Annotated in this window: 17 protein-coding genes; 11 read left to right on the top strand and 6 right to left on the bottom strand. The window is 70.0% G+C overall.

All coding sequences use genetic code 11. The features are described from left to right. The 3 genes from FFK22_RS38200 to FFK22_RS38190 all read left to right on the top strand — a co-directional run. Nucleotides 1-358 (top strand): DUF4010 domain-containing protein (locus tag FFK22_RS38200; RefSeq protein WP_143956928.1); only part of this gene is annotated, 358 nt, incomplete at its 5' end. 72 nt (nucleotides 359-430) lie between these two features. Next, a complete protein-coding gene (locus FFK22_RS38195; RefSeq protein WP_138890116.1) occupies nucleotides 431-769 on the top strand; it encodes a cytochrome c in 339 nt (112 codons plus the stop codon). 354 nt (nucleotides 770-1,123) lie between these two features. Continuing rightward, a complete protein-coding gene (locus tag FFK22_RS38190) occupies nucleotides 1,124-2,281 on the top strand; it encodes a helix-turn-helix transcriptional regulator (RefSeq protein ID WP_138890117.1) in 1,158 nt (385 codons plus the stop codon). 153 nt (nucleotides 2,282-2,434) lie between these two features. On the opposite strand, the gene FFK22_RS38185 is transcribed toward FFK22_RS38190, so the two are convergent. Both FFK22_RS38185 and FFK22_RS38180 read right to left on the bottom strand, forming a co-directional pair. Further along, nucleotides 2,435-3,442 (bottom strand): CorA family divalent cation transporter, encoded by a 1,008-nt coding sequence (locus FFK22_RS38185; protein WP_186002888.1) that lies wholly within the window; start codon nucleotides 3,440-3,442, stop codon nucleotides 2,435-2,437. Nucleotides 3,443-3,456: 14 nt separating this feature from the next. Beyond that, a complete protein-coding gene (locus tag FFK22_RS38180; protein ID WP_138890119.1) occupies nucleotides 3,457-5,040 on the bottom strand; it encodes an inorganic phosphate transporter in 1,584 nt (527 codons plus the stop codon). Nucleotides 5,041-5,211: 171 nt separating this feature from the next. Here FFK22_RS38180 and FFK22_RS38175 point away from each other — a divergent pair, with 171 nt between their 5' ends. Continuing rightward, the gene (locus FFK22_RS38175) at nucleotides 5,212-5,598 is read left to right on the top strand and encodes a glycine zipper family protein (protein WP_138890120.1); all 387 of its coding nucleotides are present in this window, start codon (nucleotides 5,212-5,214) and stop codon (nucleotides 5,596-5,598) included. Nucleotides 5,599-5,755: 157 nt separating this feature from the next. Here FFK22_RS38175 and FFK22_RS38170 read toward each other — a convergent pair whose 3' ends face one another. The 3 genes from FFK22_RS38170 to FFK22_RS38160 are packed head-to-tail and all read right to left on the bottom strand — an operon-like array spanning nucleotide 5,756 to nucleotide 7,742. Beyond that, entirely contained in the window at nucleotides 5,756-6,673 is a 918-nt protein-coding gene (locus FFK22_RS38170) for an arginase family protein (protein WP_138890121.1), read from the bottom strand. Between the two features lie 50 nt (nucleotides 6,674-6,723). After that, nucleotides 6,724-7,122 carry a carboxymuconolactone decarboxylase family protein gene (locus tag FFK22_RS38165; RefSeq protein ID WP_138890122.1) on the bottom strand — a complete coding sequence of 133 codons (399 nt, stop codon included), beginning with the start codon at nucleotides 7,120-7,122 and terminating at the stop codon, nucleotides 6,724-6,726. Nucleotides 7,123-7,178: 56 nt separating this feature from the next. Further along, on the bottom strand, nucleotides 7,179-7,742 hold the full coding sequence (locus tag FFK22_RS38160) for an HdeD family acid-resistance protein (protein ID WP_138890123.1): 564 nt from the start codon (nucleotides 7,740-7,742) through the stop codon (nucleotides 7,179-7,181). A gap of 336 nt (nucleotides 7,743-8,078) precedes the next feature. Here FFK22_RS38160 and rpsM point away from each other — a divergent pair, with 336 nt between their 5' ends. From rpsM to rplQ, 4 genes are all read left to right on the top strand, one after another. Beyond that, nucleotides 8,079-8,447: a 30S ribosomal protein S13 gene (gene rpsM, locus FFK22_RS38155; protein ID WP_138890132.1), complete on the top strand. Its 369-nt coding sequence runs from the start codon at nucleotides 8,079-8,081 to the stop codon at nucleotides 8,445-8,447. 18 nt (nucleotides 8,448-8,465) lie between these two features. Further along, nucleotides 8,466-8,870, top strand: coding sequence for a 30S ribosomal protein S11 (gene rpsK / locus FFK22_RS38150; RefSeq protein ID WP_088152866.1), 405 nt, complete (start codon nucleotides 8,466-8,468; stop codon nucleotides 8,868-8,870). 201 nt (nucleotides 8,871-9,071) lie between these two features. Then, nucleotides 9,072-10,094, top strand: coding sequence for a DNA-directed RNA polymerase subunit alpha (locus tag FFK22_RS38145; RefSeq protein WP_138890124.1), 1,023 nt, complete (start codon nucleotides 9,072-9,074; stop codon nucleotides 10,092-10,094). 110 nt (nucleotides 10,095-10,204) lie between these two features. After that, on the top strand, nucleotides 10,205-10,645 hold the full coding sequence (gene rplQ, locus FFK22_RS38140; RefSeq protein ID WP_138890125.1) for a 50S ribosomal protein L17: 441 nt from the start codon (nucleotides 10,205-10,207) through the stop codon (nucleotides 10,643-10,645). A 64-nt stretch (nucleotides 10,646-10,709) separates the two neighbouring features. Here rplQ and FFK22_RS38135 read toward each other — a convergent pair whose 3' ends face one another. Next, nucleotides 10,710-11,480 carry an SDR family NAD(P)-dependent oxidoreductase gene (locus tag FFK22_RS38135; protein ID WP_138890126.1) on the bottom strand — a complete coding sequence of 257 codons (771 nt, stop codon included), beginning with the start codon at nucleotides 11,478-11,480 and terminating at the stop codon, nucleotides 10,710-10,712. Nucleotides 11,481-11,579: 99 nt separating this feature from the next. On the opposite strand from FFK22_RS38135, the gene FFK22_RS38130 reads away from it, so the two are divergent. From FFK22_RS38130 to FFK22_RS38120, 3 genes are all read left to right on the top strand, one after another. After that, nucleotides 11,580-12,473: a LysR family transcriptional regulator gene (locus tag FFK22_RS38130; RefSeq protein ID WP_221939178.1), complete on the top strand. Its 894-nt coding sequence runs from the start codon at nucleotides 11,580-11,582 to the stop codon at nucleotides 12,471-12,473. 204 nt (nucleotides 12,474-12,677) lie between these two features. Beyond that, nucleotides 12,678-14,081, top strand: coding sequence for a Do family serine endopeptidase (locus FFK22_RS38125; protein WP_186002887.1), 1,404 nt, complete (start codon nucleotides 12,678-12,680; stop codon nucleotides 14,079-14,081). A 112-nt stretch (nucleotides 14,082-14,193) separates the two neighbouring features. After that, the coding region (locus tag FFK22_RS38120) for a hypothetical protein (RefSeq protein WP_143956927.1) at nucleotides 14,194-14,427 on the top strand (234 nt) is incomplete at its 3' end.

Raw genomic sequence — 14,427 nt, 5'->3', positions numbered from 1 at the left:
CGGCAACCCGCTGGACCTGTGGTCGGCGCTGAAGATCGCGGCGCTGATCACGGCCGTGCTGCTGCTGTCGAAGATCCTGGACAGTTACCTCGGCGTCGCCGGCCTCTATCTGCTGGCCGCGATCTCCGGCCTGGCCGATGTCGACGCCATCACCCTGTCGGCGGCCCGGCTGACCCAGGGCGGGCTCGACGTCGCGGCCGGCGCCACGGTGGTGCTGATCGCGGCCGGGGTGAACACCCTGGTCAAGGCCGGGCTCGCCGTCGCCCTCGGTGGCCGGGCGATGGCGCTGCGCATCCTGCCGGCGACGGTCGCGATGCTGGCCGCCGGTGCGGTCGGCTTCGCTTTCTTCGCCGTCTGACATGTCGAGCCTTCTCCGAAGTGAACAGCGTCGCCAGCGCGATCTCAGAGGCAGCAGACGGGAGGCAGGGGCATGTTCAAGCGGATACTGGCGGGGCTGGTCCTGCTTGCGATAGCCGGGACGACGGCGCCCGACCCGGCCTGGGCGGCCGGCGACAGCGTCGCCGGCCGGGCCAAGGCCCGGCAATGCGCGGCCTGTCACGGGCTCAACGGCCTGGCGCGGATGCCGAACGTGCCGAACATCGCCGGCGAGAGCCCGATCTATCTCGAGAAGCAGCTGAAGGCGTTCCGCAGCGGCGAGCGCACCGATCCGCAGATGTCGGTCATCGCCAAGCCGCTGAGCGACCAGGACATCGCCGATCTCGCCGCCTGGTACTCGGGCATCCGGTTTTCGGTGACGGTGCCGGAATAGGGAGGCGAGCCCAGATACGAGACAGGCCACACCGAACCGGTGCGGCCTGTCCCAAATGCCGTCGGTCTGCACATCGCCCTCGGTTGAACCTCCCCGGACGAGCCGCTCGGCGTCTGATTTCTAACGAAATGCCTCAGATTGAATAAAAATTATATCAATCTTCGTGGGTGTCTGTAATCTTCGTACGCTTGAAACATCCGGAGAATGACTGAAAACCCATTCCGGTCCTACCTGCAAATTGAGGGTGGCAACCTGACCCAAATGGACTATCCTCGTACAGACGCTGGCTCGGCCAGCGGGGTGTCGCGACACAAGGCTGATTCCTTCCGTGTCCAGTCGAGGATCGTTCCCGAGATGGCGGATGATCTCCCGGACCTGATCGCGAGAATCTACGACGCGGCGCTCGACCATGGCCTGTGGGATTCGGTTCTCAACGAGCTCGCCGGCCTGTTCGCCGATGGCCATGCCAGCCTGTACCTGCTGCATGAATCCGACAGCGCCGAGACCACGGCCTTCGAGTCGCTGGCCGCGACCAGCAGCTGGGACCCAGCCTTCCTCGACAGCTACGGCCAGCATTTCTGGCGCCTGAATCCGTGGAGCGAGCGGGTCCTGAACCGCGCCGTCGGCGAGGTCACGGTCAGCGACGCGCTGGTGCCGCGCCCCAATCTGGAGCGGACCGAGTTCTTCGCCGACTGGTTGCGGCCGCAGCAGCTGCTGTCCGGCATCGGCGGCACCTTCCTGCGCCGCGGCGGGGTTTCGGCCCATGTCAGCGTGCTGCATGCCGATCCGATCGCGGCGGATGAGACGGCGCGGCTGGCGGAGATGATGCGCCGGCTGCTGCCGCATTTCGCTCGCGCTGCCCAGATCCATCAACGGCTCGGCGACGTCGTCACCCAGCGCGATGCGCTCGAGACCGGCCTCGACCGCCTGTCGATCGGCGTGGTCCTGACCGACCCAACCGGCCGGGTCTCCTTCTCCAACCGCGCGGCCGAGGGGCTGCTGCGGGCCGGCACCGCGCTGCGGGTCGACCAGCGCGGCCTGCTCTGCGCCTCGCAGCCGGGCGAGACCGCGAAGCTGCGCCAGCTGATCGCCTCGGCCTCGATCGTGCTCGACGATCCGCGGCTGGAGCCGGGCGGTGGGTTGACCCTGACGGATTCGGCAGGCGGCGACCAGCTCGCGGTCCTGGTCGCGCCGGTCAGCCGCAACCGGCCGCTGCTCAGCCTGACCGCGCCCAAGGCGGCGATCTTCATCGCCGCGCCGACGCCGACCAACCCGCTGTCGCAGCCGGAGCTGCGGCGGCTGTACGGCCTGACCGCGACCGAGGCGCGGATCGCCGGTGAGCTGGCGGCCGGCCTGTCGCTGAAGGAGATCGCGACCCGCCTCGACGTCAGCTACGAGACGATCCGCAACCACCTCAAGAAGATCTTCATCAAGACCCGCACCAACCGGCAGTCCGAGCTGGTGCGGCAGCTGCTGCGCAACCTGCCGGCGATCGGCAGCGCGGCGGAATAGGCCGGCCCGAAAGCCGGTCCGAGACTGCGCTGGCATGAGTCGGCTGGTGGTGGTTTCGAGAACCGGAGCGAAGCCGACGTTAAAGTCCGTGAGCACCGGAAGCGCAGAAACCGCCATCAGACGGCCTTGCCAGTAGCGGTATCGGGCGGGCTTTCAGAACATTCTTCGCCAGAACATGAAGGCCAGCGTCGCCGCGCCGCCGACCAGAATCAGCACCATCACCCACAGGAAGGCATCCGGGTCCTGCAGGCCCGGCAGGCCGGCGACGTTCATGCCGAAGATGCCGGTGATCAGCGTCATCGGCAGGAAGATCGCGGTCAGCACCGCCAGCACCAGCAGGCTGCGATTCATCGCCTCGGCCCGCTGCGCCGCGATCTCGTCCTGCAGCAGCCGGGCGCGGTCGATCACCTCGTCGATGCTGCGGGCGATGCGGTGGAAGCGCTCGGCGGCGGCGGCCAGGCCGGCGCGGCCGGCCGGATCGGCCCAGCCCGGCAGGTCGCCCAGCCCTGCGGCGACCACGGCGCCCTCGGGCAGCAGATGGCGGCGCAGGGTCGCGGCGCGGCGGCGGATGCGGCCGAGGGCCTGGCGGTCCTCGACCGTGCGGCTGGTCGACCGGTCGTCCAGCACCCGGTCCTCGATGCCGTCGACCTCGTCCATCAGCCGCTCGACCGTCGCCTCGGCCTCCGCCGCCAGATGCCCGGCGATCAGGGCCAGCATGTCGAGCGCGGAAGCCGGCGCGCGGCCGGAATCCAGGCTGCGGCGGATCTCGTCGACGACGCGCAGCGGGTGGCGCCGGCCGGTGACCAGGAGATGCGGCCCGACGCAGAAGCGCAGCCGGCCGATCTGGTCCGGCTCGAAGGCGAAGTCGTGATGCAGCCCGTTGGCGGCCCCGACCAGCCAGCCGTCCAGCTGCTGCATCTGCACCCGGTCGGGCCCGTCCAGCAGCCATTGCGAGACGGCCGGAGGCAGGGCGCCGTGGCGCGCCAGCCAGTGCCGGGCGCGGGTGTCGGTCAGCTTCAGATGCAGCCAGACCCAGCCCTCGCCCTCCGTCGGCAAGGGATCGACCCCGGTCTGGCGACAGGCGCCGGACTCGGGGTCGAAGCGGTAGGCGGCGGCGACGGCGTCGCCGAAATGGAAGCTGACGGGCGGCTTCCCGTGCAAATCCCGGTCCCGGATCAGAACAGGTGCCGCAGCAGCCAGTAGAGGGCGGCCGCCAGGGCGATCGAGACCGGCAGGGTCAGCACCCAGGCCATGATCAGGTTGCGGATCGTGCTCCATTGCAGGCCGGACCGGTTCGCCGCCATGGTCCCGGCGACGCCGGAGGACAGCACATGGGTGGTGCTGACCGGCAGGCCGTACATGTCGGCGGCGCCGATCGTCGCCATCGCCACCAGCTCGGCCGAGCCGCCCTGGGCGTAGGTCAGGTGCTCCTTGCCGATCTTCTCGCCGACGGTGACGACGATACGCTTCCAGCCGACCATGGTGCCGAGGCCGAGCGCGATGGCGACTGCGACCTTGACCCAGTCGGGGATGAACTTGGTGGCCTGGTCGAGATAGCCGCGATACGCGGTCAGCACCTTGCCGTCATCGGCGCTGAAGGGCGGGGTGTTGGCCTTCGTCATCAGCTTCAGAGCCTCGGAGGCAAGATACATGTCGTTGCGGATGTTGCCGACCTGCTCGTTCGGCACCGCGGCCAGCGAGCTGCGGCCGGCGACGCTGCGGTCGATCTCCCGGGTCAGGGCGACCAGCGCCGGCACCGTCTCGGGCGCCAGGGTCCGGTCACGGACATAGGCGGTCACCGCCGCCCGTGCATCGGCCGGCGCGGCCGTGTCGCCGGCATAGTGGGCGAGCACCCCGGCCGCCTGGTCCGACACCTGGGCGAAGGCGGCGATCTGCGTCTCGGGCATCGCCCGGTTCAGGGCGTAGGCGGTGGGCACGGTGCCGATCAGGATCAGCATGATCAGCCCCATGCCCTTCTGCCCGTCATTCGAGCCATGGGCGAAGCTGACGCCGGTGCAGGTCAGCACCAGCAGGCCGCGGATCCACAGCGGCGGCGGCTTGTTGCCCTCCGGCGCGCGGTACAGCTCCGGCCGCTTGATCAGCGCCTTGGCGGCCAGCAGCAGCAGCGCCGCGGCGACGAAGCCGACCAGCGGCGACAGCAGCAGCGACTTGCCGATGCCCAGCGCCTGCGACCAGTCGACCCCGCTGGTGCCGGTGCCGGGGATGGCCATCAGCTGGTTCATCAGCCCGACGCCGATGATCGAGCCGATCAGCGTGTGCGAGGAGGAGGAGGGCAGGCCGAAATACCAGGTCCCGACGTTCCAGATGATCGCCGCGATCAGCAGCGCGAACACCATGGCGAAGCCGGCATTGCTGCCGACCTGCAGGATCAGCTCGACCGGCAGCAGCGAGATGATGCCGAAGGCGACCAGGCCGGTGGAGGTCAGCACGCCCAGGAAGTTGAAGAAACCCGACCACACCACGGCGACCGTGGGCGGCAGCGAGTTGGTGTAGATCACGGTCGCCACCGCATTGGCGGTGTCGTGGAAGCCGTTGACGAACTCGAAGCCCAGCGCGATCAGCAGGGCGATGCCGAGCAGGATGAAGGGCAGCAGGCTCGGCGAATGCACCTCGCCGAGGTCGTTGACCAGGCTCCAGCCGGCGTAGATGACGCCGAAGATGAGCAGGGCGATGACGGCCAATGGCGTCAGCCGGCTGAGCCCTCCTGACGGCCTGGTGTCGAGCACGGAACTGGTCATGCGGGGCCTCGCCGGGCTGCGATGGTGCGATGCAGCGACCCTACAAGCGCGATGTTACAATTATGTTATGGTTTGCGGACGGTGGCGGGGCACGTGGTGCGGGCCGAAAATAGTCTCATTTGGTTATGATAGTGTCCCAGCGCCGTTTCCGGCCGATCGAGGGAGAATGATATGGGCTTGAGCAGGGCAGCCGTTTTCGTCGTCGTGGCTCTGGGCCTCGGCGCCTGTGCCGAGCAGGTGCGGCCGATCATCGACCCCGCGACCTCGGTCGCCGGCGGGCGCAACTATGAATACGACCTGGGGCAGTGCCAGCAGCTCGCCAAGCAGGTCGATGCCGGCGGCCGGACCGTTGGCGGGGCGCTGCTCGGCGCCGGCGTCGGCGCGGCGGGCGGCGCGATCCTCGGTGCCTTCAGCGGCAATGCCGGGCGCGGCGCCGCGATCGGCGCCGGAGTCGGTGGCCTCACCGGCGTGGTCGGCGGCGGCGCCTCCGCCGCCAGCAGCACCCAGAACGTGGTGCGGAACTGCATGATACGCCGCGGCTACGCCGTGCTGGACTGAGAGACCGCTTGTAAATGCTACTGGCGCGGCCGTCTGACGGCGATTTCTGCGCTTCCGGTGCTCACGGACTAAAACGTCCGCTGCGCGCCGGTTCTCGAAATCACCGCCAGCCGACTCACGCCAGCGCATTTCCAAACGGTCTCTGACGCGTTCCGGCTCAGGCCGCTTCCCGCGCCGCCAGCAGGCACAGCCAGGTCCAGCCGATGGTGGCGGCCAGCACGGCGGTGACGTCCCCCTGGTCGTAGGGCGGGCAGGTCTCGACCACGTCCGCTCCGACCCAGGCGATATCGCCCAGCCGGCGCAGCAGCGCCAGCGCCTGCCAGGGGAACAGGCCGCCGGCTTCCGGGCAGGCGACTCCGGGCGCCAGGCCGGGGTCGATGCCGTCGATGTCGAAGGTCAGATAGGCCGGCCGGTCGCCGAGCACGGCGCGGATCCGTTCGACCGTCCTGTCGATGCCGTCGAGATGCACGCTCTCGGCCGACAGGCCGGTGACGCCCTGGTCCCGGGTCCAGGCGGCGGTGGCACGGTCGACCGGGCCGTGCAGCCCGACCTGCACCGCGGCCCGCGGGTCGACCAGGCCGCGCCCGATCGCATGGCGCAGCCACGAGCCGTGATAGATCGGCGCCGAGGGCGTGCCGGCCCAGGTGTCGACATGCGCGTCGAACTGCATCAGCGCCACGGGGCCGTGCTTCGCCGCGGTCGCCTCCAAGAGCGGCAGGGTGACGGTGTGGTCGCCGCCAAGGGCCAGCAGGCGGGCGCCGGTGCCGATCTGCTCCGTCGCCGCGTCGCGGATCGCGGCCAGGCTGCCGGCGATGTCGGCGGTGATCGGCGCCGCGTCCCCGGCGTCGTAGAGGTCCAGCCGCTCTTCCGGGCTCAATTCGAGGTCGGGATGGTCGTCGCCGGTCAGCGTCCGGCTCGCCGCCCGGATGGCGCCGGGGCCGAAGCGCGAGCCGGGCCGGTTGGTGGTGCCGAAATCGAAGGGCAGGCCCAGCACCGCGGCGGCGGGGCGCCCACCCTCCGGCCGGCGGCGGTGCGGGGCGTTGAGGAAGGTGGCGATGCCGGCATAGGGGGGCATGGATCACTCCGCATGTGGGGACGGATGGTTCGCGATCGGGAGGGCGGGCGTCACTCCGCCCGGCGGAACGCCTCGTCGATCGGCACCTGCAGGCCGTTGGCCAGGCGGTTGGTCTCGTTTGCCATGCCGACCACGGCCAAGAGCTCGCCCAGCATCTCCTCGGTCATGCCGGCCTTGCGCGCCGCCACGCTGTGCGAGGCGATGCAGTAGCCGCAGCCATTGGTGGCGCTGACCGCGAGATAGACCATCTCCTTCACCAGCGGGTCGAGCGCGCCGGGCGCCATCACCTCCTTCAGGCTCTCCCAGGTCCGCCGCAGCGTCGGCGGATGCGCCGCCAGCGCCTTCCAGAAGTTGTTGACCTTGTCGATCCGGCGGGTGGCCATGATGTCGTCATAGACGGCCCGGACCTCCGGCGACGCCGCCTCGTATTCGATCAGCCCCGATGCCATGGCGATGCTTTCCTGCGATTCCGATGCGGGCAGGGTGGCACGCGACCGGTGCGGCGTCACGCAGGGGTGGCGGTGCCGCCGTGATGATGCGCCAGCCGGCGCAGGCGGAACGCCAGGATCAGCTGCAGCACTCCGATCACGACGGCCCAGGTGCCGATCAGCCAGACCAGGGACAGCGCTCCGGCGCCGGGGAAGAAGAGGGCATAGGCGCCGAACAGCACCCACAGCGCGCCGGTCAGGGCCAGCAGCCACTCGCCCTCGATCTCGTTGCGCAGGCGGATGGCGGTGACGATCTCCATCACTCCGATCACGATCGCCCAGATGGCGATGATGGTGACCAGCACGATCGCGGTCAGCAGCGGCCAGACCGCGGCGACGATCCCGGCGACGACGCCGACGAGGCCGAGCAGGGCGTAGCCCCAATTGCGGCCGCGGATACCGACGACGATGGCCATCACCCCGTCGACCAGCGCGTAGGCGGCGTAGAGGATGATCAGCACGGCCAGGGTCATGCCTGGCCACAGCCAGGCCAGGACCCCGAACAGGATGGCCAGGACGCCGCGCAGCGCGATGGCGCCCCAGTTGGCGGCGAGGGCACGAAGGACTGGCAGGTTCTGCATTCTCCGTCTCCCGCAGGGGCCGGCCTGCTTGCCGGCCATGCTCAAGAAAATCGTCACAACTGCACAGGTGACAAGCCGGATCAGTCCCGGTTATGGTTCCGCCGCTGTCGACCCCGACCGCGCGGATTCCGATTGCGAATCCCGGCGGTTGACTCTGTCCTGCCGATCACTATACTCCGCCCGCTTCGGAGCCGGAAGGCGACCGAAGCGCAAGGCGTTCGCGCGGCCACTCCGGCCCGCGGGCAGACATGAACCAGCAGACCCGGCGTTGCAGGCCAGGCCCCGGTGGGGCAGGGCAGCGGTGGCGCCGAAGGTGGCAATCGCAAGGAGAGCGACGTGGCACGTATTGCCGGCGTCAATATCCCGACCCAGAAGCGCGTGCTGATCGCGCTCACCTACATCCACGGCATCGGCCGTCACGCGTCCCAGAGCATCATCGACAAGCTCGGCATCCCGGCCGACCGCCGCGTCAATGAGCTGACCGAAGACGAGATCCTGCGCATCCGCGAGGCGATCGACGCCGACTTCACGGTCGAAGGCGATCTGCGCCGCGAGACCGCGATGAACATCAAGCGGCTGATGGACCTGGGCTGCTACCGTGGCCTGCGTCACCGCAAGGGCCTGCCGGTCCGCGGCCAGCGCACCCACACCAATGCCCGTACCCGCAAGGGCCCGGCGCGGCCCATCGCGGGCAAGAAGAAGTAATCGGAAGGCGAGCGAACCATGGCCAAGCCAGCAGCTGCCGCCGCGAACGCCCGTCTGCGTCGTCGCGAGCGCAAGAACATCACCTCGGGCGTCGCCCACGTGAACTCGTCCTTCAACAACACGGTGATCACCATCACCGACGCGCAGGGCAATGCGATTGCCTGGTCGTCGGCCGGTGGCATGGGCTTCAAGGGCAGCCGCAAGTCGACTCCCTACGCCGCCCAGATGGCCGCCGAGGATGCCGGCCGCAAGGCGCAGGAGCACGGCATGCGCGTGCTCGAGATCAACGTGAAGGGCCCCGGCTCCGGCCGCGAGAGCGCCCTGCGCGCCCTGCAGTCGGTCGGCTTCCAGATCACCTCGATCCGCGACGTCACGCCGATCCCGCACAACGGCGTCCGTCCGCGCAAGAAGCGTCGCGTCTAAGGGCTGTCCGGTCCGCCGGCCGCCGTCCCCGGTTCTCCGGGGCGCGCGCGGCCTGCGGGCCGGTGTCCTTGCGCGGTTTTCAGCCGGCCGATCCGGGACAGGACCACTGGCCACAGGGTCCACGGATGGGATCGGAAGGGGGCTTCGGCCCCCGTCGGCATTTTCGGCCGTATCCGGCCTCTCGTGGCAGAACAGGATGATATGACAGTGCTTCAGCGCAACTGGCAGGAACTGATCAAGCCCAACGCTCTCGACGTCCAGCCGGGCGACGATTCGCAGCGCAAGGCGACGCTGGTCGCCGACCCGCTCGAGCGCGGCTTCGGCCTGACCCTCGGCAACGCCATCCGCCGCGTGCTGCTGTCCTCGCTGCAGGGCGCCGCGGTCACCGCGATCCACATCGACGGCGTGCTGCACGAATTCTCGTCGATCCCGGGCGTCCGCGAGGACGTCACCGACATCGTCCTCAACGTCAAGGCGCTGTCGCTGCGCATGCACGCCGAGGGCCCGAAGAAGATGCGGCTCAACGTCGAGGGGCCGAAGGTGGTGAAGGCCGGCGACATCGTCACCGGCCCGGACATCGAGATCATGGACCCCGAGCTGGTGCTGTGCACCCTCGACGACGGCGCCAAGCTGGCGATGGAGTTCACGGTCAATCTCGGCAAGGGCTACGTCCCGGCCAGCATGAACCGGCCCGAGGACGCGCCGATCGGCCTGATCCCGGTCGACGCGCTGTACAGCCCGGTCCGCAAGGTCTCGTACAAAGTCGAGAACACCCGCGTCGGCCAGGTCACTGACTACGACAAGCTGTCGCTGACGATTGAGACCAACGGTTCGGTGACGCCGGACGATTCGGTGGCGCTGGCCGCCCGCATCCTGCAGGACCAGCTGCAGCTGTTCATCAACTTCGAGGAGCCGTCGCGCGACCACCGCGAGGAGACCTCGGAGGACATGCCGTTCAACCGCAACCTGCTGCGGAAGGTGGACGAGCTGGAGCTGTCGGTGCGCTCGGCCAACTGCCTGAAGAACGACAACATCGTCTATATCGGCGACCTGGTGCAGAAGACCGAGGCGGAGATGCTCCGCACCCCGAACTTCGGCCGCAAGTCGTTGAACGAGATCAAGGAAGTTCTCTCGACCATGGGCCTCCATCTCGGCATGGAGATCCCGAACTGGCCGCCGGAGAACATCGAGGATCTCGCCAAGAAGCTCGAGGAGCCGTTCTGATCGGTCGTTCGGTTGATTGAGATCTACCCCGCCGTTCTTTCCCGTTGAGGGGAGGCGGCGGGCCCCGCCATCGGACCCCCGCGGGGGCCAAGCCATGAGGAGATATCGCCATGCGTCACGGAGTGACCGGACGTCGTTTCAGCCGCACTAGCAGCCACCGCAAGGCGATGTTCGCCAACATGGCGGCGGCGCTGATCACCCATGAGCAGATCAAGACCACCCTGCCGAAGGCGAAGGATCTGCGCCCGATCGTCGAGAAGCTGATCACCCTCGGCAAGAAGGGCGGCCTGGCCAATCGCCGCCTCGCCTATGCCCAGCTGCGCGACGACGACGTGGTGGCCAAGCTGTTCTCGGTGATCGCCGAGCGCTACAAGACTCGCAGCGGCGGCTATTCCCGCGTGCTGAAGGCTGGCTTCCGCTACGGCGACGCCGCCCCGATGGCCGTGATCGAGCTGGTCGAGCGCGACCGCGACGCCAAGGGCGCCGCCGACAAGGTCCGCGACGCCGAGCTGAAGGCCGCCGCCGCCGAGGCCGAGGGCGCCGAGGGCTGATCGGCCCTGCAACGGTGAACGGATCGAGGCCCGGCTTGCGCCGGGCCTCTTTTTGTTTGTCTGGTCAATGCCCGCGCTCGGTGCCGCCATTGACCTGGATCACCTGGGCGGTGACATGGGCGGCGCCGGGCGAGGCCAGCCAGGCCACGGCGTCGGCGATGTCGGCGGGAACGCCGGCGCGGCGGGTCGCGGTCTCGGCGATCAGCGCCGCCTGCCGCTCGGCCGGGAGACGGTCGGCGAAGAACTCGGTGTCGCGTATATAGCCCGGCGCCACGATGTTGACGGTGATGCCGCGCGGGCCGAGGGCGGCGGCCAGATCGTAACCAAAGGGGTGCAGCGCGGCCTTGGCGGCGCCGTAGCAGCCGGCGCCGGAGCCGCGATAGGCGGCGATCGAGCCGAGCAGCACCACCCGGCCGCCCGGCGCCCGCAGCCGGTCGCGCAGCCCTTCGGTCAGCAGCACCGCGGACAGGACGTTGCCGGCGAAGTTGTCGGTCCAGCGCCGGGCGACCCCGGCCAGGCCGTCGTCGTAATGGCCCGGCGGTGCTTGCAGGATGGCGTTGCCGCCGGCCGCATGCACCAGCACGTCGACCGCGGCGAAGCGCTCGCCGATCTCCCGACATAATGATTCGACCCGGTCCGGCTGCGACAGGTCGGCCACCAGCGGCAGCACCGGCGGCGCCGTCGGATGCTCGCGCCCGATCGCCTCCGCCGCCTGCCGCAGCACGCCGGCGCGGCGGCCGAGGATCACCACCTGCTCGCCCTGTCCGGCGAAATGCCCGGCGACCGCCAGGCCGATGCCCGTGCCGCCGCCGCTGACCACCACGATGCGTGTCATCGATCCACTCTCCTGTTGCGACGAGCGGAAGGTGGGACGGTATCTCGCATACTTCAAATATGCGATCATGAGTGTCTGATATCCGGTGAGTATCAGCCGATGATCGAGCTCCGCCTCCTGCGCCAGTTCATCGCCGTGGCCGAGGAGCGGCATGTCCGCCGCGCGGCGGAGCGGCTGGGCATGGCGCAGCCGCCGCTCAGCACCGCGATGAGGCGGCTGGAGGATGTGATCGGCGCGGCGCTGTTCGACCGCAGCCGCCGCCGGGTGGCGCTGACCCCGGCCGGTACGGCGCTGCTGGAGGAGGCGCGGCGCACCCTGGCCCAGGCCGACCATGCCGTGGCGGTGGCGCGCCAGGCGGGGCAGGGTCTGACCGGGCTCCTGCGCGTCACCTTCGTCGGCAGCGCCATGTTCGAGCGCCTGCCGCCGGTGCTGAAGGCGTTGCGCGAGCGCCATCCCGGCCTGGCGCTGGACCTGCGCGAGGCGACGACGATGCGGCAGCTGGACGAGCTGCGTGGCGGCCGCGGCGACCTCGGCTTCGTCATCCCGCCGCTGCCCGACAGCGAGGGGCTGGACCAGCGCCCGGCCTGGGCCGAGCCGATGGTCGCCGTGGTCCCGGCGGACCATGCGCTGGCGGGTCCCGGCCGGATCGATCTCGCCGACCTCGCCGCCGAGCCCTTCGTCATGTTCCCGCAAGGCGAGGGTCCCGGCTTCCACGCCGCGATCCTGGAGGCCTGCGCCAAAGCCGGCTTCGTGCCCCGCATTGCCCAGTCGGCGCATCAGATGCACGCCATCGTGTCGCTGGTCGCGGCCGGCTTCGGCGTGTCGCTGGTGCCGGCGTCGCTGCGCCGGCTGCGGCCGCATGGGGTGCGCTACCTGTCCCTCGCCGGCCGTGCGCCCCAGGCCCGGATCGCCGCCGTCTGGCGCCGCGGCGACCGCTCGCCGGCCCTGCTGCAGGCGCTGGCCCTGCTGAAGGAGGAGATGGCGAGGCGATAGGCCGCCTTGATCCATGCTCGTCGGCCGGTGCCGCCCCCTCCCTCGAAACCGCTGCGCGGTTTCGAGGGAGGGGCCCGGCCCGCTTGGGCCGGGAGGGTGAGGGGGCGGCGCCGGCCTTTCTCGTCAGCACCGCGGCATGGCGGCCCATGGACGCCGGGTGGCGGCTTCGGCTAGACCGGCCCCCTGATGGCGGATGGAGGAAGGATGTTCCGTTTCGCAGGCGCCGCGGCGTCGGTGCTGCTCCTGCTGGCCGGGCCGGCCGTGGCGGAGCCGGTGGTGCCGACCAGCCGGGCCGAGATCGATCTCAGCTTCGCGCCGCTGGTGCGCAGCGCGGCGCCGGCCGTGGTCAACATCTATGCCCGCCACATGGTGGTCGAGCGGGCGAACCCGCTGTTCGACGACCCGTTCTTCCAGCGCTTCTTCGGCGACGACATGCCCGGCGGCCGGCCGCGGCAGCGGGTCGAGAACTCGCTCGGCTCGGGCGTGGTGGTCGGCGACGACGGGCTCGTGGTCACCAACCACCATGTGATCAAGGACGCGGACCAGATCACCGTGGTGCTGTCCGACCGCACCGAATACGAGGCCGAGCTGGTGCTGTCGGACGAGCGCACCGACCTCGCCTTCCTCAAGCTCAAGGACCTCGCCGGCCGGTCGCTGCCGTCGTTGCCGCTGGGCGACAGCGACGCGCTCGAGGTCGGCGACCTGGTGCTGGCGATCGGCAACCCCTTCGGCGTCGGCCAGACCGTGACCATGGGCATCGTCTCCGCCATCGCCCGCACCGCCGTCGGCATCTCCGACTACGATTTCTTCATCCAGACCGACGCGGCGGTGAATCCCGGCAATTCCGGCGGCGCCCTGATCGACATGAAGGGCCGGCTGGTCGGCATCAACACCGCGATCTACAGCCGCACCGGCGGGTCGCTCGGCATCGGCTTCGCCATTCCCGCCAACATGCTGCGCAGCATGATGCGGGCGGCCGAGACCGGGCAGAAGGTGGTGCGGCCCTGGCTCGGCGCCGACGGCCAGGCAGTCGACCGCAGCCTGGCCGAGGCCTATGGGCTGGACCGGCCGGCCGGCGTGCTGGTCAACGGCGTCGCTGCGGGCGGCCCGGCGGCGCGGGCCGGCCTCAAGGTCGGCGACGTGGTCGCCGCGGTCGACGGCCATGCGGTCGACGACCCGGAATCGCTGCGCTTCCGCCTGGCCACGCTCGATCTCGGCGCCACCGCCACGCTGACGGTGCGGCGCGGCAAGGACACGGCCGAGCTGGCGCTGCCGGTCGAGGCGCCGCCGGAAGACCCGCCGCGCGACGAACGCGTGCTCGCCAGCCGCTCGCCTTTGGCCGGCGCCACCGTGGTCAATGTCTCGCCGGCGGTGGCGGAGGAGATGCGGCTGAACGGTCCCGGCAAGGGCGTGGTGGTGACCGCGGTCGCCGCCCGCAGCCCGGCGGCGCGGCTGGGGCTGCAGCCGGGCGACGTGCTGCTGCGGCTCGACGACGAGGCGGTCGAGAGCACCGACGCGCTCGACAATGCGCTTCGCGGCTCGCGCGGCCCCTGGCGCATCGCCGTCCAGCGCGGCGGGCAGGTGCTGGAGACCATGGTCGGTCGCTGAGAGGCCGGCGCCCCGCCCCTTGAGTTGAAAGGGGCGGGGCGCTCCGGCATGCCGGCACGGAGCGGCGAATCTGTAAACGCAATGTTCATAGTATTATCTGCGAATCGTGTTCATGATACGTTCTCTGAGCAGCGCGCAGACCGACTCGATTCCGGAACCCCCGCCCACTCCCGAGGAGGAGCGGGCGGCGCGGCATCTGCGCATGCTGGCTCGGACGGCCGAGATCCATATGGAGGTGATGGAGACGACCCGCACCGAGGCGGTCGAGGCGCCGCAGCCCGGCGTCGATTACGGCCAGCGGGTCTCCGTCATCGCCAAATCGCTGCGGCTGACCCTGCTGCTGGAG

The sequence above is a fragment of the Mycobacterium sp. KBS0706 genome (assembly GCF_005938675.2).
Lineage (GTDB): Bacteria > Pseudomonadota > Alphaproteobacteria > DSM-16000 > Inquilinaceae > Inquilinus.
The sequence above is the reverse complement of the archived record's forward strand: the minus strand, read 5'-3'. Positions and strand labels throughout refer to the sequence as shown.

Coding starts and splice junctions, on each gene's coding strand:
- FFK22_RS38195 (WP_138890116.1), top strand. CDS start 431: ATGTTCAAGCGGATACTGGCGGGGCTGGTCCTGCTTGCGATAGCCGGG.
- FFK22_RS38190 (WP_138890117.1), top strand. CDS start 1,124: ATGGCGGATGATCTCCCGGACCTGATCGCGAGAATCTACGACGCGGCG.
- FFK22_RS38180 (WP_138890119.1), bottom strand. CDS start 5,040: ATGACCAGTTCCGTGCTCGACACCAGGCCGTCAGGAGGGCTCAGCCGG.
- FFK22_RS38175 (WP_138890120.1), top strand. CDS start 5,212: ATGGGCTTGAGCAGGGCAGCCGTTTTCGTCGTCGTGGCTCTGGGCCTC.
- FFK22_RS38170 (WP_138890121.1), bottom strand. CDS start 6,673: ATGCCCCCCTATGCCGGCATCGCCACCTTCCTCAACGCCCCGCACCGC.
- FFK22_RS38165 (WP_138890122.1), bottom strand. CDS start 7,122: ATGGCATCGGGGCTGATCGAATACGAGGCGGCGTCGCCGGAGGTCCGG.
- FFK22_RS38160 (WP_138890123.1), bottom strand. CDS start 7,742: ATGCAGAACCTGCCAGTCCTTCGTGCCCTCGCCGCCAACTGGGGCGCC.
- rpsK (WP_088152866.1), top strand. CDS start 8,466: ATGGCCAAGCCAGCAGCTGCCGCCGCGAACGCCCGTCTGCGTCGTCGC.
- FFK22_RS38145 (WP_138890124.1), top strand. CDS start 9,072: ATGACAGTGCTTCAGCGCAACTGGCAGGAACTGATCAAGCCCAACGCT.
- rplQ (WP_138890125.1), top strand. CDS start 10,205: ATGCGTCACGGAGTGACCGGACGTCGTTTCAGCCGCACTAGCAGCCAC.
- FFK22_RS38135 (WP_138890126.1), bottom strand. CDS start 11,480: ATGACACGCATCGTGGTGGTCAGCGGCGGCGGCACGGGCATCGGCCTG.
- FFK22_RS38130 (WP_221939178.1), top strand. CDS start 11,580: ATGATCGAGCTCCGCCTCCTGCGCCAGTTCATCGCCGTGGCCGAGGAG.
- FFK22_RS38125 (WP_186002887.1), top strand. CDS start 12,678: ATGTTCCGTTTCGCAGGCGCCGCGGCGTCGGTGCTGCTCCTGCTGGCC.